Annotated in this window: 15 protein-coding genes; 6 read left to right on the forward strand and 9 right to left on the reverse strand. The window is 70.4% G+C overall.

The genetic code is table 11. The features are described 5' to 3' along the window. Positions 1-13 precede the first annotated feature (13 nt). Together AUL32_RS20545 and AUL32_RS20550 are read right to left on the reverse strand one after the other, a co-directional pair. The gene (locus tag AUL32_RS20545) at positions 14-2,371 is read right to left on the reverse strand and encodes a hypothetical protein (protein WP_062119247.1); all 2,358 of its coding nucleotides are present in this window, start codon (positions 2,369-2,371) and stop codon (positions 14-16) included. Next, positions 2,343-4,832 (reverse strand): glycosyltransferase family 2 protein, encoded by a 2,490-nt coding sequence (locus tag AUL32_RS20550; protein WP_156421558.1) that lies wholly within the window; start codon positions 4,830-4,832, stop codon positions 2,343-2,345. The genes AUL32_RS20545 and AUL32_RS20550 overlap by 29 nt, the downstream gene beginning before the upstream one ends. Positions 4,833-5,060: 228 nt before the next feature. On the opposite strand from AUL32_RS20550, the gene AUL32_RS20555 reads away from it, so the two are divergent. Continuing rightward, complete coding sequence (locus AUL32_RS20555; protein ID WP_062119252.1) at positions 5,061-6,461, forward strand: Hint domain-containing protein; 1,401 nt, start codon at positions 5,061-5,063, stop codon at positions 6,459-6,461. Positions 6,462-6,509: 48 nt separating this feature from the next. Here the strand turns inward: AUL32_RS20555 and AUL32_RS26315 are convergent, their stop codons facing one another. From AUL32_RS26315 to AUL32_RS20580, 5 genes are all read right to left on the reverse strand, one after another. Continuing rightward, on the reverse strand, positions 6,510-9,695 hold the full coding sequence (locus AUL32_RS26315; RefSeq protein WP_082659917.1) for a tetratricopeptide repeat protein: 3,186 nt from the start codon (positions 9,693-9,695) through the stop codon (positions 6,510-6,512). Positions 9,696-9,786: 91 nt separating this feature from the next. Further along, entirely contained in the window at positions 9,787-11,739 is a 1,953-nt protein-coding gene (locus AUL32_RS20565) for a beta-galactosidase (RefSeq protein WP_062119258.1), read from the reverse strand. A gap of 29 nt (positions 11,740-11,768) precedes the next feature. Continuing rightward, a complete protein-coding gene (locus AUL32_RS20570) occupies positions 11,769-12,551 on the reverse strand; it encodes a carbohydrate ABC transporter permease (RefSeq protein WP_244498005.1) in 783 nt (260 codons plus the stop codon). Positions 12,552-12,616: 65 nt separating this feature from the next. Continuing rightward, positions 12,617-13,483 (reverse strand): carbohydrate ABC transporter permease, encoded by an 867-nt coding sequence (locus AUL32_RS20575; protein ID WP_062119525.1) that lies wholly within the window; start codon positions 13,481-13,483, stop codon positions 12,617-12,619. 328 nt (positions 13,484-13,811) lie between these two features. Continuing rightward, the gene (locus AUL32_RS20580) at positions 13,812-15,095 is read right to left on the reverse strand and encodes an extracellular solute-binding protein (protein ID WP_062119528.1); all 1,284 of its coding nucleotides are present in this window, start codon (positions 15,093-15,095) and stop codon (positions 13,812-13,814) included. Positions 15,096-15,211: 116 nt separating this feature from the next. On the opposite strand from AUL32_RS20580, the gene AUL32_RS20585 reads away from it, so the two are divergent. Further along, positions 15,212-16,162, forward strand: a complete 951-nt coding sequence (locus AUL32_RS20585) for a helix-turn-helix domain-containing protein (RefSeq protein WP_082659919.1) — start codon at positions 15,212-15,214, stop codon at positions 16,160-16,162. Between the two features lie 6 nt (positions 16,163-16,168). On the opposite strand, the gene AUL32_RS20590 is transcribed toward AUL32_RS20585, so the two are convergent. Together AUL32_RS20590 and AUL32_RS20595 are read right to left on the reverse strand one after the other, a co-directional pair. Next, positions 16,169-17,299, reverse strand: coding sequence for a calcium-binding protein (locus AUL32_RS20590; protein WP_062119267.1), 1,131 nt, complete (start codon positions 17,297-17,299; stop codon positions 16,169-16,171). Between the two features lie 80 nt (positions 17,300-17,379). Then, positions 17,380-18,249 carry a hypothetical protein gene (locus tag AUL32_RS20595; RefSeq protein ID WP_062119270.1) on the reverse strand — a complete coding sequence of 290 codons (870 nt, stop codon included), beginning with the start codon at positions 18,247-18,249 and terminating at the stop codon, positions 17,380-17,382. Positions 18,250-18,621: 372 nt separating this feature from the next. Here AUL32_RS20595 and AUL32_RS20600 point away from each other — a divergent pair, with 372 nt between their 5' ends. From AUL32_RS20600 to AUL32_RS20615, 4 genes are read left to right on the forward strand one after another with little or no spacing between them, the layout of a single operon-like run. After that, entirely contained in the window at positions 18,622-19,455 is an 834-nt protein-coding gene (locus tag AUL32_RS20600) for a hypothetical protein (RefSeq protein ID WP_061978244.1), read from the forward strand. Between the two features lie 56 nt (positions 19,456-19,511). Further along, positions 19,512-21,590 (forward strand): hypothetical protein, encoded by a 2,079-nt coding sequence (locus tag AUL32_RS20605; protein WP_062119273.1) that lies wholly within the window; start codon positions 19,512-19,514, stop codon positions 21,588-21,590. Beyond that, entirely contained in the window at positions 21,587-22,873 is a 1,287-nt protein-coding gene (locus AUL32_RS20610; protein WP_062119276.1) for a glycosyltransferase, read from the forward strand. The genes AUL32_RS20605 and AUL32_RS20610 overlap by 4 nt, the downstream gene beginning before the upstream one ends. Further along, entirely contained in the window at positions 22,870-23,700 is an 831-nt protein-coding gene (locus AUL32_RS20615) for a hypothetical protein (RefSeq protein WP_062119280.1), read from the forward strand. The genes AUL32_RS20610 and AUL32_RS20615 overlap by 4 nt, the downstream gene beginning before the upstream one ends. Positions 23,701-23,703: the final 3 nt, after the last annotated feature.

The following is a 23,703-nucleotide window of genomic DNA, read 5'->3' on the forward strand; positions in this document are numbered from 1 at the left end:
GCGCGTTCGCCCGCTACCACCAGCCGGGCGGCACGGCGCGCGCGGGCGGCACCTGGGAGCGGCGCGGCGCCCGGTCTCCCGGCGGCCAGGCGAGCCCCGCATGAAAGGGCGCGGCGCGCATCAGCAGCGGATTGTGGAACGGGTCCGACGCGGCGACGCCCGGCCAGCGCGCCAGCATGGCCCGAGCCTCGCGTGCGGCATCGCCCGGCGGCACGCTGGACGGCGCGTCGAGGCGCATCACCGCGTCGGGCGTCACCACGACGCGCCGCCCAAAGGCCTGCAGCTTCAGCGCGTAGTCGTGCGACCCGAAATGATGAGGAAACAGAAGCGCGTCGAAGCCGCCGAGCGCCAGGAACTCCGTGCGCCGCGTCAGGAGGCATGACCAGCCGAGGCCCGAAACCTCCCGCGCCGCCCGCATCGCGTCCCCATAGCCTGGATCGCCGGGTTCGAGCCCCGCGAAGAGCGGTAGCGAAACGCCCAGCGGCGACAAGAGGCGACCGGACTCGACGATCGCCCCGCGCGCGGTGGCGATCGTGGGCGCGACCGCGCCGACATCCGTTTCCGCGAGCCGGGCGAGCAGTTCCTCCAGCCAGTCCGCGCCTGCGGGGCGCAGGCGCGCATCCACGAAGCAGACGCAATCGGCCCGAACCGCGTCCGCCGCCGCGTTCAGCCGTGCGGCGCGCGAGCGCCCGGGGCCGGACTGGATCAGCTCCACGCCGTCGAGCTTCAAGGCTTCGCGCAAGGCAGGGTCGAGAACCGGCGCGCTGACGAACAGCGAGACCGAGTTGGCCGCGCGGGAGGGACGCAGCGCTTCCGCCGCCGCGCGCAGCGGCAGCGCGGGGTCGTCCGCGTCGAGGATCAGGGCGAGCGTCGGCTGCGCGCCCCGGCGGCGCACGCGAAGGGCCGGCAGGGTCGCCGCCGGGCGCGGGCGCAGATCCGCCTCGACGCCGCGCGCCGCCAGATGCCCGGAGACGCTCGCCGCCAGCCCGTCCGCCTCGGCCTCCGGCGCGGGGAGGGGCGCGACGGCGGCGAAGCCGGGGACATGCAGATATCGGCCGAGCCGATGCAGACCGCCTTCGAGCGGCGCCAGGAGAAGTCGGTGGAGGTGCCGCACGTCCCGCCCGAGCGCTTCGAGGCTTTCGTCCCGTCGCATCAGGAAGGCCATGTCGGGGCCGGATTGCTCCAGCGCCCGCTCGTAGCCGAAGGCGGCAAAGGCGAGCGGATGAAGCGCGCCGTCGTCGCTCTGCAAGAGCAGATCGCCATAGGCCAGGCTCGCGCCGCCATCACCGTCGAGCGCGGCGAGGAGGCGCGCCAGGGCGCGAGGCCGCAACGCGACGCCCGCCCGCAGCCAGAGAACGGCGTCGCACTCGGCCGCCTCTTCCTCGAGGAACAGCCGCGCGGCGGCGGGATCGAAGGTCGCCGGCCCCGCCACGGCCGGCAGGATTGCGGCCGGAAAGGCTCCGCTCGGCGCACCGAGCGAGGCGAGGCTGGCCTCGCCATCCCCCGCGCCGACCACCAGGACGGCGATGCGGCCCGGTTGGAGGTCCGCTGCCTCGGGCAGCGGAAAGCGGCGGTCCCAGCTTTCGAATGCACCGAGGGGAACATGATCAGGCAGCAGGGCGTCGAAATAGGCGCCGCGCAGCGCGTCGGCTTCGCTTTCCGCTCGCGCGGCCAGAACGGCGGCGAGCCCATCGGGGAAGGCAATGACGGTCAGCGCGCCGCCGGGGAGCGGGCGTCCGTCCACCGTCACTTCCACGTCGCGCGGGCGGGCGTCGGCGAGCGTGCGCGGCAGCGCGAGGCGAAAGCCAGCGACCGGGCGTTCAGCCAGCCCCGAGCCGAAGCGCTCCATGCGCCAGCGATTGGCAAGGGCGCGGGCCACCGGCGCGCCGTCCACCCAGGCTTCCACCACGCGGGCGCGGCCGGGCTCGCTTCCCGGCTCCACCCATCCCGACAGGCTCAGCCCGCCCGTCCATTCCACTTGGCCGCCCGGCACGCCGCTCGGCGCCAGTGAGGATTCGCCCGACAGGTCGATGGGCGGGGCCAGCGCGATGTCGAGATTGGCGAGGCGCAGTTCGGCGCGGCGCAGCTGGGGAAGCGCAGCGGCGTCGAGCTGGAACCGAAAACCGTGGCATCCGTCGCCTGGGCCGGCCGCCAGCGCGAAGGCGTCGAAAGCGCTGGCGCGCGCGAGCCCGGCGGGAAAGCCGTCGAGCAGGAGTTCCACCGCCAGCCGCCGTTCGGGGTCAGCGGGGTCGATCACATAGCCTTCGAGCAAGAGTTCGGCGCTGCGCACGAAGCGCACGCGAAGCGCCATGTCGCCGGAGCCGGCGCGAGCGGGCGGATCGTCACGCCGGCGCCGGCGGGATGCCACCAAGGAGCCAATCGACGAGGGCGTGGGCGTTGTCTCGGTCACGGGCAGACGGGTCCAGATAAAGGTTCGGCGGCGAGGCGGCACGGCGGCCGGCCGGGTCGACAAGGGCAAGGGGAAGGCCGGTCTCGGCCCCGAGGCGCGCAAGCTGGCCCCAGCCACCGAGGCCGGGCGGCAGGGCGAGCGCGCCAAGCGCCAGCCGCCGCGCCAGCCAGGCGAGGTCTCCGGGCTCGGTCGGCCCAATCACGAAGACATTGCCGAGCGAGAATAGAGCGGCCTCGTCCAAGGCGCGGCCGAGAACGAACAGCATTTGGTCAGGCGCGCGCGCGCGAAGCGCGGCGGAGACGGCGTGCACGAAAGCCTCGGCGCGCGGGCCGGGGGCGGGCATCGGAAGGCCGAGCGGCGGAGCGGGGGCAGCCTCGTTCTCGGAGGACGATTCTGCGAATGCAATGTGGTCCAGCCTCTCGGCTTCGAGCCCGAGATCGCGCAGGAGCAGCGCCCCCGTCCCTTCGTCGGCGACATGAAGCCCGCGAAACGGGTGCGCGGACGCTCCGCCCCAAGCCTCCAGCGCAGCGACAGCATCCGGCCCCTCGAACAGGGCGTCCATCGGCGCGCCGAGATCGGTCAGGACATTGCGTAGGATAGCGGGCGGCGGCGGGCCGACCATGTCCACCACGCCGGGCGCGAGGCGGGTGAACAAGTCGTGCCAAGCCTGCTCGTCGTCCGGTGGCAGTTCGAGCGATTGCGCCGCCGCGTGGGGTTCGCCCGCGCGAAGCGACAGGAGCGTTCGTCCCTCCGCGCGGTGCCAGCTCAGCGCCAGAGCCTCGTCGCCGTCGCGGCGCAGGCAAAACAGATGCTCCCGCGCCGCGACATCGCCACGCGCGAAGACCACGAGCCGCGCCCCCGTCGAACCGCCCAGCGCCACCTCCAGCCCGGCGCGTGCGGCGCGCAGCGGATCGGCGGCGGCAAAGGCCCTGGCCTCGGGCCTGTGCGCGGGAAATCGCCGGTCGGCCAGCCGCCGGTTGCGAGCCAGGAGCGCGCCGCGCTCCGTCGAGAAGGACCGGCCACCGTGATGGGCGACGAAGATGCCTGGCGCCGCGACATTGCGAAAGCCGGCGGCCCGCACGCGCAGGGACAGGTCGAGATCCTCGAAATAACCTCGCCCGAACAGGGTGGAAAAGCCGCGCACCGCCGCCAGCGCGTCATGACGCACGAAAAGGCAGAAGCCCGTGCCGGTGGGCAGATCGACCGCCCGCGCGCCATGAAGCGATGCGGCCAGCGCGTCGAGCCGCCGCGCGTCCTCCGGCGAGGGCATCGCCGTCTTGTCGGAACGCACGGGGAAGCTGGCGAACTCTCCGGCATTCGACAGGGACGTGACCGTGCCGATCCCCGCCTCGCCATAGGCGACATCGGCGAGGCGCTCCACCGCGCCGGGCGGCAAGGCGGCGTCACTGTTGAGGATCAACACGTCCTCGCCGCCGGGAAGGCTGGCGAGCCCCCGGTTCACCGCCCCGGCAAAGCCGAGATTATGCGGATTGCGCAGGAGCTCCACGAGGCCGCGCCCGGCGAGCGCGTCGAGCAGAAGCGCGAGCTTCCGGTTCGGCGAGGCGTCGTCCACCACCAGCACCCGGACGCCCGGCCCTTTGGCCGCGACGGCCGCGCGTAAGCCCTCCTGCGTCGCCTCGAAATCCTCGTAGACCGGGATCAGCACCACGACGGGGCGCCGCGCGGGGATCAGATGCGGCGCGCGGCGCGCGGGGTCGGACAGGGCGACACTGGTGCGCGGCCAAAGCTGTCCGCTCGCCATCGGCTCGGGCAGGTCGCTAGAATGGAGCGCGAAGCCCCGCGCGGTGGGGGATGCGGGCAGGTCCACGAAAGCGCCTCGGGCGCCGCGCGGCGCCAGGGTGAACGCCGCGTCGGCCCGGATGGGCGACCGCGCCTCCCCTTCCTCGCCCTTCAGGTGAAGGTCCAGTTGCTCTGCCTCTCCGTTCCAAGCGATCCAGCCGAGCAGCCTTCCGTCGAAAAGGTCGAGCCGGGCCACGGCCGGAACGCCGCCCGCGAAGAGCCGACCGAGCGCGAGGCGCAGGAGTTCGTGTGGCATCGCCGTCTGCGCCACGAGCGCGGACGGATCGGGCAGATCGGCACCAGCCTTGGAGAGTTGGAGCATCGCCAGCGCCACCAGCGGATCGGCGGGATCGGCGGCGAAGGCGCGCGCGAGATCGACGGCCGCATCCTCCCGCGCGTTCAGGAACCAGAGCGCCAAAGCGCGGAGCGCTAGCGCCGAGGCGGGCGGCGGCGCGCTCAGCCGGCAGCGCCGGTCGGCGAGCGCGAACACGTCGCGCGGCCGGCCGGAGCCCAGCGCGCGCGTCGCCGCAAGCACCAGCGCCTCTTCATGGGCCTGCGTGCCGGCCATAAGGTCGGGACCGGACAGTTCGTTCGGCACCGGAAGGCGAGGCTCCTGCGACATGATCCCATCATGCCAGCCCTCGCTGTCCGAAAGCTGGCGTCCCGGTGCGGCAAGCGCCCGGAAGCGATGCGGGAGTCGATCCGTCTTGCCATGCCGTTGCGAGGGCGGCTCCAAACCTCGTTCCGGCGTTCACGCTTTGCTGTCCCTACCAGCAGCCTTCGCTTGCGTGGGCTGGGGCCGGGACGCCATGCTGCGGGCTTGAACACCTTTCCCGGCGGAGCCGCGTCCATGAGCGAAAGCGACGACACGAAAAACGGCGGCTCCGGCAATTCGAGCGGGGGCGGAGCGTCGGCGGCCGCCGCCAATGTCGTCGTCGCCGGTGGCATGGCCACCACGGCTGGAATCAGCGTCACCTCTCCCACGGCCGCCGCCTCCACGAGCAGCGGCGGCTCGCGCGGCGGCGTGGCGGACGGGGGCGCCAGATCGACGGCCTCTCAGAGTTCCGAGGCGGCCTCCGTCAACGATGGCGGGCAAGGTGCCGGGGGCCTCGGCTTGGGCACGTCCACGGCCGGAGGTGCGGCATCGCATGGCGCCGGGGCGCGGGCCGCCGGAGCGGGTGGGGGAGCAGGGGCCGGACCGTCCGGCGCGATCGGCGGCGCCTCGACCTCCGGCGCGCGCAGCGGCGGGTCTTCTCAGCCGGGTCGGGGCGAAGCGCGTCCGACCGAGGGCGGAGGCGGGGCGGACCCTGCGGCTGCGGCTGCGAGTGGCGGTGGCACCGACGGCGGCGGGTCCGGCGGGCAGGGTGGCGACGGGTCGGACGGCTCCGGCACGTCCAGTTCGTCGACCTCCGGCGACAGCGCCACGGAAACCGCCATGAGCGCCGCCACCGGGCAAGGCTCGGGCAACGGATCTACCGGGAGTTCCGGCACCGCCGGATCGGGCACGGGCGGCGGCAGCGACTCCGCCACGAGTTCGAGCGGCAGCACATCCACCGGATCGGGCCTTTCGGGCGGCACGCAGGGCCATTCGGCGGCAGGTGGTCTCGGCGGCTCCTCCAACACGGCCGACCCGCTCGCGGGCAACGTATCTCCAGTCTGTTTCCGACCTGGAACGGCCATCGCGACGCCCACGGGCCAAGCGGCTATCGAGACCCTGCGGCCGGGCGATCTCGTGCTGACGGCCGACGGCGAGGCTTTTCCCGTTCTCTGGATCGGCCGGCAGAGCCTCGCTTCCGGCGAGGGAGACCCGCTGCGGGTTCATCCGATCCGCATCCGGGCCGGCGCCCTGGGACCTCGGCTTCCCGCGCGCGATCTCTACGTTTCGCCCGACCATGCGCTGGCGCTGAACGGGGTGCTGGTTCACGCCGGCGCGCTGGTGGACGGCACGGCCATCCAGCGGCAGGACGATCCGCCGGCGCTTCTCGTGTATTACCATATCGAGCTTGAGCGCCACGCGCTGGTGTTGGCCGAAGGCGCGCCGGCGGAAAGCTTCGTGGACAATCCCGAACAGCTCGCCTTCGACAATGGCGAGGAGCGTGAGGCCGCGCTGGCCGGGCGGCAGCCCTGCGCCGAGATGGACTGGCCCCGCGCCAAGGCCGCGCGGCAGGTGCCCATGGCGATCCGCCGCCGCCTCGCGGACCGCGCCGCCCTGCTGGCCGCGATCGACACGCCAGAAGCGGAAGCTGCCTGAGCGTCAGACAGCCTCATAAGCTCGATCCAACCCCTTCCCGACCGAGCCTCAGGCTTTGCGCGCAGGCCGCGCCGCGCGGCCGAAGGCGGTGCGGCTCCAATGGCGTTCGGTGGACTTGTAGCCGGTGAGGCAGTGGATCGCGACGAAGCGCGACAGCGTGTGCCGGCTGACGATCCGGAGATCGGCGACCTCGGCCGGGCGCGTCGCCAGAAGGCGTGCCGCCGCGCGGGACAGAAGCCCGGGACCGGTGCTCAGCCAGAGAATGTCGCCGTCTCCTCGGTTCACCGCTTCGCTGGCGAGATCGCGGGCGAGTAGGACGAGAGGGTGGCTCGGCCGCGCGGCGAGGACATTGTTTCCGAGCGACCCCAGATCCTCCTGATAGGTCAGGAGCCCGACCGGGCCGGCGAGAAGCGGGCGGATGGGTCCGAGGCAGCGGTCGTCGGCATCGGCATAGACGCCCCCCTCTTCGCCGAGCAGCGCGAGCCGGAAGAGGTCGGCTTTCATCGCCGGCTGGCGCGCCCGGCGGAAGGCGGCGAGCGCGTCGTCGAGGCCCCGCTCATTGAGATAGGCCTCCGCCTCCGCCCGGCTCCAGATCCGACCGTCGAGCCCGTCATTCTCCCGCCGCCAGCTCTGAACGTAAGCCGCCACGTCGGGCGGCACGGGCGGGTCATCCCAGAACTGGTGCAGCACAGGCGGAACGAGGCTGGGTTCGTGGCTTGCCTCCACCTCCTCCACCATCGGATGCGCGCCTTGGCGGCGCAATTCGATGAGAAGTTGGAGCGCAGCGATCGTGCTGTCGGGAAAGGCCGAAACGACTGCCTGAAGGGCGGCGAGCCGTGCGTCCGGCGCCGGCTCGGCCAGGGCCGGACGAAGCGCCGCCAAGGCTTCGGCGTCCATTCGGAACTCGTCGTAGAGCTGGCCGTAATGGCTTTGCGAAGGGTTGGCGGACTTGCCCTTCAACCGGCTCGACCCCGCTTCCAGCCGCGCCAGGGCGGCGAGATGCCCGCCCGCCCGCTCCAGATCAAGGCCAAGCAGCGCGGCGTGGATCAGCCGGTTGCGCACCCAGCCGTCGCCCGGCAGGCGCGCGACGGCCGCCTCGCCCTCGCGCACCGCCGCCTCGAAATCCCAGCGCGCGGAGGCGAGAAGCGAACCGACGAAATGGCGCCGCCCGGCATCGGCGCGGAAGGCCGGCGGCGGGTCGGAAAGGGCCGACTCGACCTCAGCGAAGGCCCCGGCCTCGACACGCTCCACCAGCGACTGCTGCCAGAGATGCGCGTGGCCGGGATGGCGATCCCGGGCCTCTCCCAGCATCGCGCGCGCCGCCTCCAATTGCCCGGTCTGGCGCAGGAGATCGGCGCGCAGCGACGCCGTTTCGGGGCGCGATCCGAACCGGGCGTCGACCCCGTCCAGCCGCAGCAATGCCGCCTCGACCTCGCCGCTCAGCGCCTCGGCCCGCGCTGCGCCGAGCCAAGCGGACAGGCGCGTGGGGTCGCCGGCCGCGGCGCGATCGAACAGGTCGCGTGCCGACGCCAGATCGTCCCGCATGAGGGCGCGCCGCGCCCTTGCGTCGAGAAGGGCGGGATGGTTCGGCGCAGCCCTTTCCAGCCGGGCGAGGCAGGCCTCCGCCCGGCCATCTTGGCCGGCGCGCATCCAGTCTTCCGCCGCGTCCACCAGAGCCTCGACCCGCGCGGCCTGCCCCTCCACCGCCGCTTCGAAAGCCTCCGCCGCCTCCGCCCAGCGCCCTTCCGCGCGCAGGAGATGCGCCTCTGCCACGCCCACGTCCGCCCGCCGCCGCGTCGCTTCGGGAATGCCGGCCAGCCAGCGTCGTGCCGCCTCGAAGGCGCCGTCCTCGCGGCTCATCGCGGCAAGTTCCAGCTGCGCCTGCGCTTCCAGCGGCTCGGCCTCGGCCGCTTGGCTTAGAAACGCGCGCGCCTCTTCGCGCCGTCCCTCCGTGCGCGCCACGAGGGCCAGGCCCATCAGCGCCCAGTAAAAGCCGGGTCGGTGTTCCAACGCCTCACGGTAAACCGCCGCCGCGCCCATCAGATCGCCGCTGGCGCGCCGGTCGTCGCCCTGCAGCAGGAGAGCGCGGGGATGGGCGGGGTCCAGCGCCAGGGCGCGGTCCAGAACGGAGCGCGCGGCCTCCGGCCCCTCGGTGCGGGCGCGCAGGCGATAGAGTTCCAGCAGCGCATCCACCGGCGCCGCCGGCTCGTCGGTGATCGCGCGAAGCTGCGCTTCGGCTTGATCGCTCGCGCCGGCCTCGCGAAGCGCCACGGCCCATTCGAGGCGCAAGGCGAGATCGGCCGGGGCCAAGGCGAGCGCCGCTTTCAGATGCGCCGCGACGGCCTGCGCATCCCCCCGCTCGCGTGCCGCACGCGCCAGTGCGCGCAAGACCGCGAGGCTGGCCGGGCGTCGCACCAGAAAGCGAACGAGGCGGTTTTCCGCCTCCAGAGCCCGCCCGCTTCGCCGCAGGAGATCGGCCTCTGCGCAGACCAGCGCCTCATCGTCCGGGCCGAGCGCCTGTGCGGTTTCAAGTGAAGCGAGGGCAGCCTCGATCGAAGCAGGGGTCGCGGCCAGCCGTGCCCGTTCCAGCGCGGCAGGCGCGAAGCCCGGCCGGGCCTGGAGCAAGGCATCCAGCGCCGCTTCCGCCGGCTCCCGCTGCCCCAGCGCGGCCCGCTGCCGGGCGGTGTCGAGCGCGAACCAGGGATCGTCCGGCAGGATGAGGCTCGCGGTGCGCAGGAGGGCCAGCGCGTCCTCGCCCGCGCCGCGCTCTCGCGCGAGCTCCGCCAGCCCGCGCAGCGAATGAGCGAGCGGCGTCGCCTGCGCCAGCCGAAGCCAGGCCGCCTCCGCCTCGGCCCCCCGGCCCAGCGCGCGCAGTGCCGCGCCGGCATCATGGGCGTTCCAGAGATCGCGCTGGTCGCAGCGATGCGCCTGCTCGAAGGCTTGCAGCGCCGCCTCGTGCCGGCCCTCGGCCCGCGCGACGAGGGCGAGCGTGCGCCAGCCCGGCGCGAAATCCGGCTTCTCCTCCGTCAGGGCGCGGGCCAGCGCCTCGGCCTCGCCGCGCTGACCGAGCGAGAGATGCTCCAGCGCCATGTCGTTGCGCGTCCAGGCATCGCCCGGCCGCAGGTCCAGCGCCTCGACCAATCGGGCCAGGGCCTCGGCGTGCCGCTTCTGCGCGCGAAAGCCGCGTGCCTCGGCGCGCAACTGCTCGAACGAAGGGGCTGGGGTCTGGCTCATGGGGCTCCGGCACAGGTCAGGCTCCCATCATGCCACCGGAATGGTTGATGGCTCCTGACCCTTCTTGCATCCGCAGGACGCCCCGGCCCGTTCAGCCCTCCAGGATCGCGACGCCGGAGGGCGCGAGGTCGTCTCCGCCGAGGCGGAACCGGCCGGTGAGCCCATGCTCGGACAGGCGCACGGTCTCCCCGCCATAGTTGAAGACATAGGCGAGCCCGCCGGCACGGCGCAGGCGAAGGCCGGGCGGCAGGTCGAGCGTCGCGAGCCCCACCTCTTCGGCCAGGCTTTTCAGGAGATCGAAGGCCAGCGCTTCGTCCGGCCAGCCGGCGAGATAGCGAAGCGACCCCGCACCGGCCAGCGTCGGCTCGCCGTCGCGCGAGCGAAGCAGGACATGGGCGTCCTCGACCTCCAGCATCTCGCGCCAGATGCGGAAGGCGCCGGGGCGCCCGTCCATGGGCACGGTGAGGTTCGGCGGCAGGGTCTCGACGCGTGTCACCTTGAGCGCATCGAGCGGCGCGGGGAGTTCCGGCGGCAGGGCGGCGGGAATGGCGAAGTCCGGCGTGCGCGAGCCCGAGCGCGGGCCGACCAGCGCGATGCCGCCCAGCCCCGCCAGCGCCGCGCGCAGGTGCTCCGGCCACGCGAAGAGGCCGGGCGCCAGAACGAGGCGGTAGGGCGAGGGGTCGGCGCTCTTGGCGTCGAGGAAATCCACCGACAGGCCGAGCCGGCGCAGCGCGTTGTAGCACTCGACCACGAGGCGGAAATAATCGAACTCCTTGCCCTGCGGCTGCGTGGTCCAGGCCCAGGCCGAGGGGTAGTCGAAGAGAATGGCGACATCCGCCCGGCCGGGCATGGGCAGGTCGAGCCCTGCGATCTCGCGCGCCACGGCGGCGGCCTCGGCATGGCCGGGCGCCGGCTGGCTGTCGGGTCGCAGGAGGCCGGCATGCATCTGCTCCTGCGCGAAGGGCGCCTGGCGCCAGCGGAAATAGCTCACCACCTCCGCCCCATGCGCGAAGGCCTCCCAGGTCCAAAGCCGCACCATGCCGTCGCGCGGCACGGGGTTGTGCGGCGCCCAGTTCACCGGGCCGGGCTGCTGCTCCATGATCCACCAGCGGCCGTTCGAGGTGGCGCGGTAGAGATCGTGGTGCAGGGCTTGGAGATCGGGGTCGCCGGCCCGGGCGAACGCGGCCTTGAAACCGGGTTCGCGATGCGCCCACTGGTCGAGAAAGCCGAGCGGATAGGAATCCCAGCTCGACACGTCGAGATCGGCGCCGAGATCGAAATGGTCGAAGGAGAGCGTGCGCCCCATGAAATTGTGGATGACGTCGCGCTCCGGCGAGAAGCGGTGGATGATGTCGGCCTGCAGCCGGTTGAAGCTGACGATCGCCTCGGAGGAATAGCGGCGGAAGTCCATAACATGGGCCGGCGCGGGCTCGGTCAGCGCCACGTTGGGCAGCTCGATCTCCTCGAAGCTCGCATATTCCATCGACCAGAAGACGTTACCCCAGGCGCGGTTCAGCGCGTCCGGCGACTGGTACTTGCGGCCGAGCCAGTCGCGAAAGCCCTTCAGCGCAGCCTCGGAATAGGACAAAGCCGTGAGATGGCAGGCATATTCGTTGTCGGTCTGCCAGGCGGCGACGGAAGGGTGCTCGCCGAAGCGGCGCGCCAGCGCTTCCACGATGCGGGCGCACTCGGCGCGGTAGCCCTCGTGCGAGAAGTCGTAGTGCCTGCGCGAGCCGAAGCCGCGCACGCGCCCGTCCTCGCCCACAGGGAGCATGTCGGGCATCTCGTCCACCAGCCATTTGGGCGGCGTCGCGGTGGGCGTGCCGAGCACGACCTTCAGCCCGGCCCGGCCGAGCGTCTCGATCGCCCGCTCCAGCCAGTCGAACGTATAGGCGCCGCGCCTGGGCTCCAGCCGCGACCAGGCGAACTCTCCGATCCGCACGAAGCCGATGCCGGTCTCGGCCATGCGACGGGCGTCCTCGGCCCACATCTCCTCGGGCCAATGTTCGGGATAGTAGCAGACGCCGAGCGCGCGAACGGGCATGGGGATTTCCTTGGATTGAAGGTCTCGGTTCACTTCACCGCCCCGGCGGTGATGCCGGACACGAACTGGCGCTGAAGGAAGACGAAGAGGGCGACCATGGGCAGGGTCATGAGCGTGGCCCCGGCCATGACCGCGCCCCAGGGCGGCACGGAATTGACCGTGAGCAGCGAGCCGAGCGCGACCGGCGCGGTGCGCGCCGCCGCGTCGGGCGCGACCAGAAGCGGCCAAAGGTAGTTGTTCCAGGAGGCCAGGAACAGGATGATGAGAAGGGCGGCCAGCGCCGGGCGCACCAAGGGCAGGGCGATCAGCACGAAGATGCGCAGCTCGCCCGCCCCGTCGAGCCGGGCCGCCTCGACGATCTCCTGCGGCAGCGACAGGAAGGTCTGGCGCATGAACAGGACGCCGAGCGCGTTGAACAGCGGCGGGACGATCACTGCAATGAGCGTGTTGGCGAGCGACAGGTCGCGGGCCACCAGCACATATTGGGGAATGATGACCACGGCATAGGGCACGGTCAGCGTCGCGACGAGCAGGCCGAACAGGACGTTCTTGCCGCGAAAGCCGTAGCGCGCGAAGGCATAGCCCGCGAGGCTGCTCAAACCCGCCGAAAGCATGGCATAGGCTAGCGCCACGACAATGGAGTTGAGCATTGCCCGGTCGAAGGTCGCGATTTCGACGATCCGCCCGATATTGGCGAGGAGTTCGCGCCCCGGCAGGAGCGGAACGCCCGCCGAGAGGATCGCCGCGTCCGGCTGCGTGGCGAAGACCGCCATGAGGTAGAGCGGGGCCAGCCAGAGCGCGGCGAAGGGCATGAGCCCGATGGTCAGCCAGAAGCCCTTGCGGCGGGCCCGCTTCGTGCCCGTGCTGCCGACCGCGCTCATGCCTCGGCTCCCTTACGCGCCAGAAGAAGGTTCAGCGCGGCGATCAGCGCGGCCATGGCGGCGATGGAATAGGCGATGGCGGAGGCGTAGCCGAAATTGAGGTTCACGAAGCCCTGCTTGTAGAGATAAGTGCCGAGCGTCTCGGTGGCGTTGCCGGGCCCGCCGCGATCGGTGATGAGCCAGGGCTCAGCGAAAAGCTGCATCGTGCCGATGACGGAGAGGACGAGGCAGAAGGCTAGAACCGGCGCGAGAAGCGGCAGCGTGACATGGGTGAAGGAGCGCCACGCACCAGCCCCGTCCATGCGCGCGGCCTCGTAGAGATCCTTGGGGATCGACTGGAGCCCGGCCAGGAGGATGATGGCGTTGTAGCCGGTCCAGCGCCAGGTGAGCGCCAGAACGATCACGGCCTTGGCCGTCGCGCCCTCGTGCAGCCAGTTCGGACCATTGATGCCGAGCGCTCGCAGGCCCTCGTTCACCGCGCCGAAATTGCCGTTGAACAGGAGGCGGAACACGACGGAATAGGCGACCTCGCTGACCACGACCGGCGCGAAGAAGGCAAAGCGCAGGAAGGCGCGCCACCGCAGGAAGGGCGTGTCCAGCGCGAGAGCCAGGGCGGTGGCGAGCGCCAGCATCAGCGGCACCTGGACCACCAGCACCAGAAGCGTGTTCCACAGGGCGTTGTGGAAGGCGCGGTCGGTCAGGAGCCGGCGCCAGTTCACGCCGAGATCGAAGACCCAGGGCGAGACGCGCGTGTTCTGGAAGGACAGGAGCACGGACTGGATCAGCGGCCAGCCCCAGAACAGGACGAAGACCAGAAGAAAGGGAGCCAGAAACCCGTAAGGGGCGCGGCGACTCGCGTGCATGGGCAATCCCGTCGAGGGTCGAGAAAAATCGGAACCGAGACGAATCGGGGCGAGGAAGCAGAAGCGGAAAGCGACGCCCGCGCGGTGCGGGCGATCCATTTGGAGGGTCAGGACCCGAGTTGGTGCGGCCTTGCGAGCGCGGAGCCGCGCTAGGGCCGCGCCTGGAACTCAACACGAGACGCGCGGCCGGAGGATCGGCGAGGGGCTTCGTCCGCACACGAGACACGAAGCTCGAGTGAGGTCAGGCCAAGCCTTCGCGACGACGGGCGCCGACAAGGGAACCGGCCAGCCGACCCGGTCGGATCCCCTTGTCCCTCAAGCGAGGCGACTATTCCTTGACCGGCAGGCCCGTGGCGCCGGAGATTTCCTCGGCCGCCTGATCCAGCGCGTCCTTGGCGTCGACCTGGCCGGCCATGAACTCGGAGAAGATCGGGATGAAGCTGTTGTCGGCCTCGGCGAAATACTGCGTGCCGCGCCAGGGCTTGATCTTGTCGAGCGTGCTCAGCACCGTTTCCCAGATCGGCTGGCCGCCCCAGAAGGGCTGCGGCTGCTTGACATAGGGGTCCTGGATCGCCTCGGGCAGGGTCGGCACGAGGCCGCTCGCCTTCAGCTGGATGATCTGCCCTTCCGGCGTGCCGAGCGCGAAGCGCAGGAAGGCGAGCGCGGCCTCCGGGTTCTTCGAAGCGGTAGGGATGGCCAGCGCCGAGCCGCCGAGATTGGAGGCCCGCACGCCGCCCTTCTCGAAGGCGGGCATGAGCGCGATGCCCCATTTGCCGCTCTGGCCGGGCGCGGCGCCCCGCAGCGAGCCCTCGTACCAGCCGCCATAGATCGAGGCGGCCAGCTTGTCGGCATTGATCGCCTGCAGCGTCTCGCCCCAGTTGGCCTGGAGGAAGAGCCCGGCCTTGGCCACCTTGCCGACCGCCTCCAGCGCCTGGACGCAGGGCGGCTGGTTGATCGTCACGCTCGCGGCGTCGGGGGCGATGATGGAGCAGCCCGTCTGGTTGGCGAGCATGCGGAACCAGGTCGTGTCGCCGTTGGTGGACACGAACTTGGCGCCCTCGTTCGCCGCCACGACCTTCTGGCCGGCGGCGACGAAATCGTCCCAGGTCTCGATCGAGGCGGCGTCGACGCCCGCCTTGTCGAACATGTCGCGCCGATAGAACAGGACGATCGGCCCCGAATCCCAGGGCATGGCATAGACCTTGTCGCCGACGGTCAGCTCGGTCCGCTTGAACTCGGGAAACTTGGTTAAGAGCGGCGCGCCCTCGCTGCCGAGCATCGCCTTGATGTCGCGGAAGCAGTCGGGGAAGCGTGCCCAGAACACTTCCGATTCCTGATTTTCTACCGTGTAGACGTCGGGCATGCCTGCCCCGCCCGCCGCGCAGCCGGCAAGGCCTCGGTCGTAGGTTGGCTGGTTGCCGACGTCTTCGATCTTCACGGTCACGTCCGGGTACTTCTGGTTGAAGGCGGGCACCACCGCCTCCAGCGCCTTGGCGGCGACGTCCCAGCTCCACACGGTAATGGTGCCGGATAGCTTCGGCTCCTGCGCCCCGGCCGCCGCCGGCGCCAGAAGCGCGATGCCCGTCAGCGCGGCCGCGGCCGCCTTGCGCATGGCTTTCATGTCGATCCTCCCGATCGTGTCCGGCTCTGGGCGGCGTCCGCCCAGCCAGTTCTCCCGCTTCGAGTGTAGCGAAGCGGGATTGCGCGTCGTCGCTACGGGCGCGATACATGTCGCAGATCCTAAGGTCGGTCTGGGAGGGCGTGGGGATGACGGGTCAGGGGGAGGAGACCGGCCATTCGGCGCATCTGCCGGTGGAGAGTTTCCTCGTTCGCGGCAATGATTTCCTGATCGCCGGCTGCGAGGACGTCTTCCTCATGTCGGCCCCGCACACGCACAGCCAGGTCGAGATGAACTACGTCCTGAGCGGGCGGGTCGTTTATCGGCACGACGGCCGAATGGCGGCGCTGGAGGCCGGCGATCTCGGCCTGTTCTGGGGGGCGATCCCGCACCAGAGCGTCGAGGTCGCGCCGGGCACGCGCTATGTCTGCATCTACCTGCCGCTGGAAATGTTTCTGGGTGCCCCAATCGGCGAGGCGCTGCGCTCGGCCGTGCTGGCGGGCGGCCTGATGGTGGCGGCCGAGCCCCGGCGCTTCGAGCCCGAGGCGATGTGCCGGATGCGCGCCGAATGGCTGGCGAGCGGCGACATGCGCCTGCGCGATCTCGTGGCGGCGGAGGTCGTTCTCCTTCTGCGCCGGCTCGACGTGACGGGCTGGCGCGACCTCCTGTCGGGCTCGCACGAGGAAGGTCGGGCGGTGTCCGGCGCCATGCCGCCAAAGGTTCTGGAGATGACGCGCTTCATCGCCGAGCACGGCCACGAGGCGATCACGGTGGCGGACGTGGCCAAGGCAGCAAAGCTCCACCCGAACTACGCGATGACGCGCTTTCGCGCGCTGCTCGGAATGACGATCGCCCATTACATCCTGCGCCATCGAATGATGGCGGCGCAGACTCTTCTCCTGTCCACGCGCAAGGATCTTGCCGCCATCGCCTTCGAGACCGGCTTCGGCTCGGTGAGCCAGTTCCACCGCTCCTTCCGCAGCTATTTCAGCTGCACCCCCGCCAGCTTTCGCCGCCACATGCGCCCGGTTCAGAGCATTCCGCTGGCGGCCAAGAACTGACGAACCTTAGACATTGGTGATGTTGTAGACCGTGTCGGAGAAGCGCAGCTGATCGACATGGGTGATGCTGGCCTTGTAACCGTCGTCGAAGCTCACGATCGTCGTGTGGTCGCTGGTCGAGATATGCGCGTCGGAGAAGTGGCGGTCGGCGAAGTTGACGGTGTTGGAGCCGGCGCCGCCGTCCAGTGTGTCATGGCCCGTGCCGTAGTGGACGATCTGGAAATAGTCCGATCCGTCGCCGCCCATGACGCTGTCGCCGACGCCGTAGGCCATGAGATAGTCGTCGCCCGCGCCGCCCGAGAGCGTCGCATGGCCGCCCTTGGAGCCGATGATGGAATCGTTGCCCGCGCCGCCGTCGACATAGGAATAGCCGGTCTTGTCGTCGTGCAGCATGATCGTGTCGTTGCCGTCACCGCCCTGGATCGTCGCGTGGTGGCCATAGGCGTCGATGGTGGACGCGCGATGCGAGCCGGAGGCGTCGATCGTGTCATAGGCGCCGTGGGAGCCGATCGTGTCGCCATCGGCGTGAATCAGCGTGTGGTCGCCATAGGTATTGATGGTCGCCACGCCGCCATGGATCGTGTCGTAATCGCCGGTGGAGCGGATCGTGTCGCCGCCTCCGCCCGCGTGCATCTCGGTGTGCCCCTTCGCGCCGCCCTCGAGATAGCTCCCGTCGGTTCCGGCCCAGAGCGTGTCCATGCCGTTGCCGCCCAGCAGCGTGTCGTGGCCCCCGCCGCCATAGATCACGTGCGAGCCGCCGATCGAACCGCCCGACAGGCTGTCAGCGCCGAGCCCGCCGTGGATCGTGGCATCGCCGCCGCCGGCGGTGATCGTGTCGCCGCCGTCCGAGCCGAAGATCGTGTCGTTGCCGAGGCCCGTCAGGTGGATCGTGCCGTGATCGCTCATGATCACAGAGACGTTCGCGCCGGAATCGTCCACCGCCACGTCCTTGGAGTCACCCGGAATGACCACCATGACAGCATCGCCCGAGTCGGCGGCGACCTGGTCGCTGCCGATCGACTGGATCGCGACGTGAGACGTGCCGGCCAGGCCGATATCGCTCAGAACCCGATTGATGCGGTCGGTGGCCTCCTGCGAAAGGGAGTGCAGGGCGGCCGCCTCGGAACTGCTGTACATTTCAGCCATGGGGGGCGCTTCGGAATGCCGTCAGCTGAGCCTTTCGTCTTGGGTTGTCGGAAGGGTTGGAAATCGCCGTGTCAGGCGGCGCCGGCCTGCGGCATCTCGCGGCGGAAGACGCGAAGGCGATTCTCCGGCCGGTTGTCCTGCCGGCCGACGGGGTCGCTCACCGTCTCGCCGCGCACGAGAGGCACCATGTCCAGCCGCAGGCCGACCAGCGGGTCGAGCGGCGAGGGGCCGGTGAACTCGATCTCGCGGCCCGAGCGGACGACAGGAGAGCCGCCGAGAAACAGCGCCTCGCCGCGCAGCATGAGATCGGAAGGGGCGGCGTCCGTCAGGCGCAGGCGCAGGCCGATCAGCGGCAGCGCCTTGCCGCGCGAGCCGGCATAGGCGCCGGCGGGAAACCAGCTCGACCAGCCGCCCGTGCGCCCGCCCGTCGCCACCTGATATTCCACCGGGCATTCGGTGCCGACGCCGCGCACCTCCAGCCCCTCGATTCGGCCGGGCAGGGCGGGGCCGCAGAGCCATTCGCCGCGCGCGGCCGAGAGATCGCCGCGCAGGGACACATGGGCGCGCACCAGGAACTCGCTCGCGCCCGGGGTCAGCGGCGTGCGCTGGCGGCTCGACGGGGCGGCGATCGACAGGCGCTGCGCCTCGATGCGGGACAGCTCCAACGAAGCGTCGAGACTGCCGCCGCTCTGGCTGGCCTGGATCGTCAGATGAAGCGTTCCGTCCTGCTCGGCCAGCACCACGAGGCCCTTGCCGGGGGCCGAGAGCGTACCGAACTCTTCGCCCGGCGCGGTGACCAGGAAGATGCCTTCGGAGGCGGCCTCGACCCGGGCGATCGGCGGAACCGAGAGGTCCAGCGCGTAGGCGGGATCGAAACGATAGACCAGGGAGTGAAGTCCTCGCGTGACCTTCAGAACGGCCTTGCGCTCCTGTCCGACCATCGCTCCGCTTCTCCCTGCCCTCGATCGTGAAAGTTACTCTTAGAGCAATACATCAGACTTCGTGAAATAATTGCTTCCGCACTCTGACCCGTTACAAGCAAACAATCTAAATTTTTTATTCAATACAGAGATTTGTTAGCGTTAAATTTCTCTGGATTTCAGCGATCGTTGACCAAACCAGGATGGGCTTGGCGCAGGGGGATGGGACGAGGACTCTGAGCCCGGCGGTCTGGTGCAGCGCGGTCGGACTCGCGCCGTGTTCGGCCTCGCCAGGGGGCCATACAGATTTGCTACGATGTATAACGATGTATACGGAAGCGTAACATCCTTCGAATAATTTGAGCCATCATTCTTCCAAGAGATGTGGCCGACATGATCAGGGGCAGTATCGAGTTCGTTACCAGCGACTCCATTCAAGGTTGGATCTTCTCCGAAGACGGCCGCATCCGCGAGCGGACCATCCTGGCCTTTCGTGACGACGTCTGCATCGGCGCGGGCAAGGTGAACATGTTCCGCGCCGATCTGGCGGATGCAGGGATCGGCGACGGGCATCTCGGCTTCAGCTTCCCGATCTCGGTCGCGGCCGACGAGACCGGCGCGGTTTTCCTGAAGCTGGAAGGCAGCGACGCGGTGATCCTTCAGTCCGGCGCGACCATCGCGACGGGCGCCAAGGCCGAGACCCGCCTCGATCGCGCCGAAATGCGCACCCGCCTCGCCGCCCTCAAATGGGCCCTGAAGCATGGGCGCATTCCGCAGTCGGACTTCGACTTCCTGCGCATTCTCTGGTCCTTCGGCGCCTATGAGCGCGGTCTGTCGCGGCGCGTGCCGACGAGCGAGACCCCGGTTCTGGACAAGCCCGTGACGGTCGCCGCGCAGCTCTTCGAAAGCTATCTCGGCCTCGACGCGCAGCTGGAGCAAGTCGAGATGATGCAGGGCGAGGCGCTGCAGGCCGAGATCCGCCGCGTCGCCTCGCTGCCCGACGCAGCCCCTCTCCTGGCCTTCTACTCCACCGACCGGGCGCGCCTTCGGGTCATGGAAGGCACGCATGTGTCGAGCGCGGCGGGCGACGCGCCGCAGGGCACGCTCTCGGACTACACGCTGACGGCCGAGAACCTCGTGGTGATCGACATCCGCGCCTCGGCCGAGCTGGTGGTTCCGCCAGGCGGGCGGGTGATCGCCCTGTCGGCGAGTCCCGCGATCGCATGAAGACGGTCCGACCGGACCAATAGCGCAACCCAATCGGTTCGGCCGGATGGCATGACATGCTGAACCACACGCCCCCTCGCTACGCATCGCCCGAACTCTCGCCCTCGCTGGGCGGACTTTGGCGCGGCCGAATCGACCGGTTCGACCCGATCAACGGCATCGAGGGCTGGGCCGTGGCGATCGAGGAGCCCGGCCGCCGCGTCGAGCTGGAGCTTTCGGTCGGCGGCTATGTCATGGCGCTGGGCACGACCGGGCTCGCCCGGCCCGACATCGACATTCACGTCTCGCCCCGCTGCCGCGCGGGCTTCCGCTTCGATCCGTCCGTGTTCGGCCGTCTGGCGCGGCTGGCCGCCCATCGGCACGACAAACCTGTGTCACTGCGCGTGGCGGGCACCGACGTCACGCTCCTGCCCCCAGCGGGCCGCGCGCCGAGCGTCGGCGAGCTGGTCGCGCAATGGCGCGAGGCGATCCTTTCCGAACTTGGCCGGCGCGAGGCGCCGCGCTCCAAGGGCGACCGGCTCCTCGGCCAGCTGCGCGCCCTGCGCCTTGAGGCCGAGCGCCTGCGCGAGCGCCCGCTTCTGCCCCATTCCGATGGCGAAATCGGGCAGATCGATCTCGTCCACCTGTCCTCCGACGGGCAGGTCTGGTTCATCGGCTGGGCCAAGCGCGGCATCGACACCGAGTTTCCCGCCGTCGTCGCGGACAGGGTAAAGCACCCCGCAGGCATCGCCGTCGCCCCCTACGAGCGTTCCGACCTGTCGGCCAATTGCGTCGGGGTCGTCGGACTGATCGAGACCGGATGGACGCCGCCCGCCCACTTCAAGGACGGGTTCGTCTTTGCCGGCGACAAAGGCCAGTTCCACCTTCGCCTGACTCCGCAGACCCGCCTCGTGCGCGCCGACGCCTTTACGGCCGCCTATCAGCAGCTTCAGCCCGCGCTGGTGGGCGGGCAGGGGGAGGCGATGGGCGCGGTGCTAGCCTCGCTCGCCAACTGGCTTCCCGGCGCCTCGGCCGCGGGCGGCGTCTTCGTGGAGGGTGGCGTCGATCGGCTGCTGCTCATTCCCGGCTTCGGCTGCATCGCCGAAGGCTGGGCCGTCAGCCCCGCCAAGCGCACCGAGACCTTTCATCTCAAGATCGGCGACACGGTGCTGACCGCCGACGAGACCTGCACCTATTTCCGCCCGCGCACCGATCTTCAGGGCGCCTTCGGATCGGCGCCCTCCGTCACCGCCCGCGCCGGCTTCACCACGATCTTTCGTGGCGCCTTGCCGGTCGGCGCCTCCGCCGCGCCGCTCCTGCGCGTGGTTCTGGAAGATGGCACGTCGGCCGTCCTCCGGGTCGATCCCAAAGTGCCCCGCCGCCTCGATCTCGTGACCGATGGCGACGAGGTTCTGGCGCTCTATCCCTCGCTGCGCTTCGAGCCCGTTTATCCCGCACTGGTGTCCGCCGTGCAGGACACGCTGCGCGCGGAATGGCGCGCGCCTGCCGTTCTCGCCCTCGCCCCGGCCGAGCGGGCCGTCGTGCAGCGCCTTCCCGCCGACGAGGGGAACCTGCGCCTCGTCTTCGACCGCGCCGCGCGCTACCTGCCCGACCTCGAACCCGGCACTGGCCTCGCTTTCGTCGCCGACACCGGCCGCAACCGGTCCGAAGCGCTGCTGCGCTTCGAGGAGCTGCGGGCGCGCACCGAGGCACCGCTCTCGCTCTTCGTGGTCGCTCATCCCGACGAGGTGGTGGCCGAACTGCCCTGGATGCTGGCGCGCATGGAGGCCAAGCGCTTCGTCCATGTCGGGCGCGGCGTGGCGCTGACGGCGGCGGGCTGGGCCGGGGCGCGAGCGAGCCTTGCGCGGCGCGGCCATTCGGTCGATCGGTTCGAGATCGTGGACGACGAAGGACGGCCGGACCGGATCGACGGCGCGCTGTCGGCCGCCGCATTCGGCTGGAGCACGCCGGCCCTGATCGACTGGAGTCGCACGGCGCCGCGCTTCCTGCGCGGCACGCACGCGGGCGGCGCGCTGCCCGAGCAGCCCGGGCTCGACCGGCTCGTCGCTGGCGGGGCGGTGCGCCTGGAGCGCCCGCGCCTGTCGCGCCTCGCCGACCTCATCGAAGCGGACATTCTGAAAGGCGCGGCGCGATGAAGCTTGGCCCGATCCGCCACATGGGCTTCGAGCAGGCGCTGCTGCCCAAGCGCATGGCCATCGTCTCCCACAGCCATCCCTCGCTTTCCAAGGGCGGGGCGGAAATCTCGGCCTATGCGCTCTACCGGGGCCTGCGCGAGATCGGCGTCGATGCCATCTATATCGGCTCCTGCGCGGAGGCCGACCGGCAGAAGCTCTCGCTCGGCCACGAGACCGAGTTCGCCGTGTTCCGCGACGCCGCGCGCTACGACCATTTCTACCATCTCGCCCCGGCGGGCGAGGAGGAGCAACTGCTGACGATCCTGCGCGAGCAGCGGATCGGCCTCGTCAATTTCCATCATTTCTACAATCTCGGCCTCAACACGCTGCGCGCCTCTCGCCGGCTGCCGGGCGTCCTCAACTTCCTGACGATCCACGAATTCCTGGCGATCTGCCACAATCACGGACAGATGGTGACGCGCCCCGCGCAGGTCCTGTGCGAGCGCGCGCGGTGGGACGATTGCACCAGCTGCTTCCCCGGCGAAAGCCGCAGCCGCTTCGCCATGCGCAAGGAAACCATGCTGGACGGGTTCGGCGCCTTCGACGGCTTCGTCTCGCCGAGCCGCTTCCTGGCCGAGCGTTTCATCGAATGGGGCCTGTCGGCGGACCGCACCACGGTGATCGAGAACGGGCTCCTGGCGCCGCCCGAGGCGCGGCACGGCGAGCGGGGCGAGGGGGCTTGGGTCTTCGGCTTCTTCGGCCAGATCACGCCGTTCAAGGGCGTCGACGTCATTCTCGACGCGGCCGAGCTGATCGCCAAGGACCCCGATCTGGCGCGCAAGGTGCGTTTTCGAATCCACGGCAATCTGGTGGGCCAGTCCGCCAGCTTCACCGAGCGCTTCGAGGCTGCGCTCAAGGCCTATCCGTTCCTGACCTATGCTGGCGCCTACAGCAACGCCTCGGTCCACCGGCTGATGGCCGATTGCGATTATCTCGTGATCCCCAGCAAATGGTGGGAGAACTCGCCCGTGGTGATTCAGGAGGCCTATTCCGTCGGCCTGCCCGTGATCTGCACCGGCATCGGCGGCATGGCCGAAAAAGTGCCAAACGGCGTGTCGGGCCTGCATTTCCGGCTGGGCGACGCGAGCGACCTCCTGCGCGCGGTTCAGCTCGGGGCCGATCCGCGCAACCACGCCACGCTGAAGGCTGGCATTCCCACGGTTCTCTCGGCGACGGGCATGGCCGAGCGCTATCTCGCCTTCTTCGCCACCATGGCGGCCAGCCGCATGGTCGCCGCGCCATGATCCAGGGGCATATCGACTTCGTCTCGCGCTCGCGCGTGGAAGGCTGGGTCAGCAGCCCGCAATGGCCCCTGCGCGGGGCGCGCGTCCTCGCCTTCGTGGACGAAACCTGCGTCGGCGGCGGCATCGTGGAGCTGTTCCGGCAGGATCTGGCCGATGCCGGCGTCGGCGACGGGTTCGTCGGCTTTCGCATTCCCGTGGCGCTGGAGCCCTGGCACGACATGCGCCTTCTCGACATCCGCCTGGAAGGCAGCGCCTTTCTTCTCAAGCAGCGCCGGTCCTGCCTCGCGCTGCGCGACGCGCAAGGGGCGGATCGGCGCCGCCAGGGGCGCGAGCCGGAATCCCTATCCTGGATGCTGTCGCGCGGGTGGATAGACCAGACGCAGTATGATGCGCTGCGCCTCCTCGGCCTCATCGGCGCGCACACGCAGCTTCTGCCGCCCGCGCTCTCGCATCTGGAGCCGCGCCGGCGCTGCGACGAGGTGGCGATGATCGCGGCCGGGGTCCTGGAGGTGCATCTGCTCCAGCCCATGGCGCTCGAAATCCGCGAGGATCTCGGGGGAGATAGCTTCGCCGCCATGCGGGACGAGCTGCGCGGGGCCTTTCCCGCCGTGCCGCCCGTGGTCGGCCTCTGGTCGGAGCGGCGCGGCACGGTGGCGGTGGAGGAGGGCGCGCAGCACGCCGGCGCGCCGGCCGCCTCGAACCCGATCGAGCACGGGTTCGGCGATCGCGAACTTCTGCTTCTCAACCTCGACACCGCGCCCAGCCTGCCGCGCGGAGGCGGCGCCGAGCGCTTCACCGCCTTCGTGCCCTGCCGGCCGGAGGTCTAGCGC

The sequence above is a fragment of the Aureimonas sp. AU40 genome (assembly GCF_001463785.1).
GTDB lineage: Bacteria > Pseudomonadota > Alphaproteobacteria > Rhizobiales > Rhizobiaceae > Aureimonas.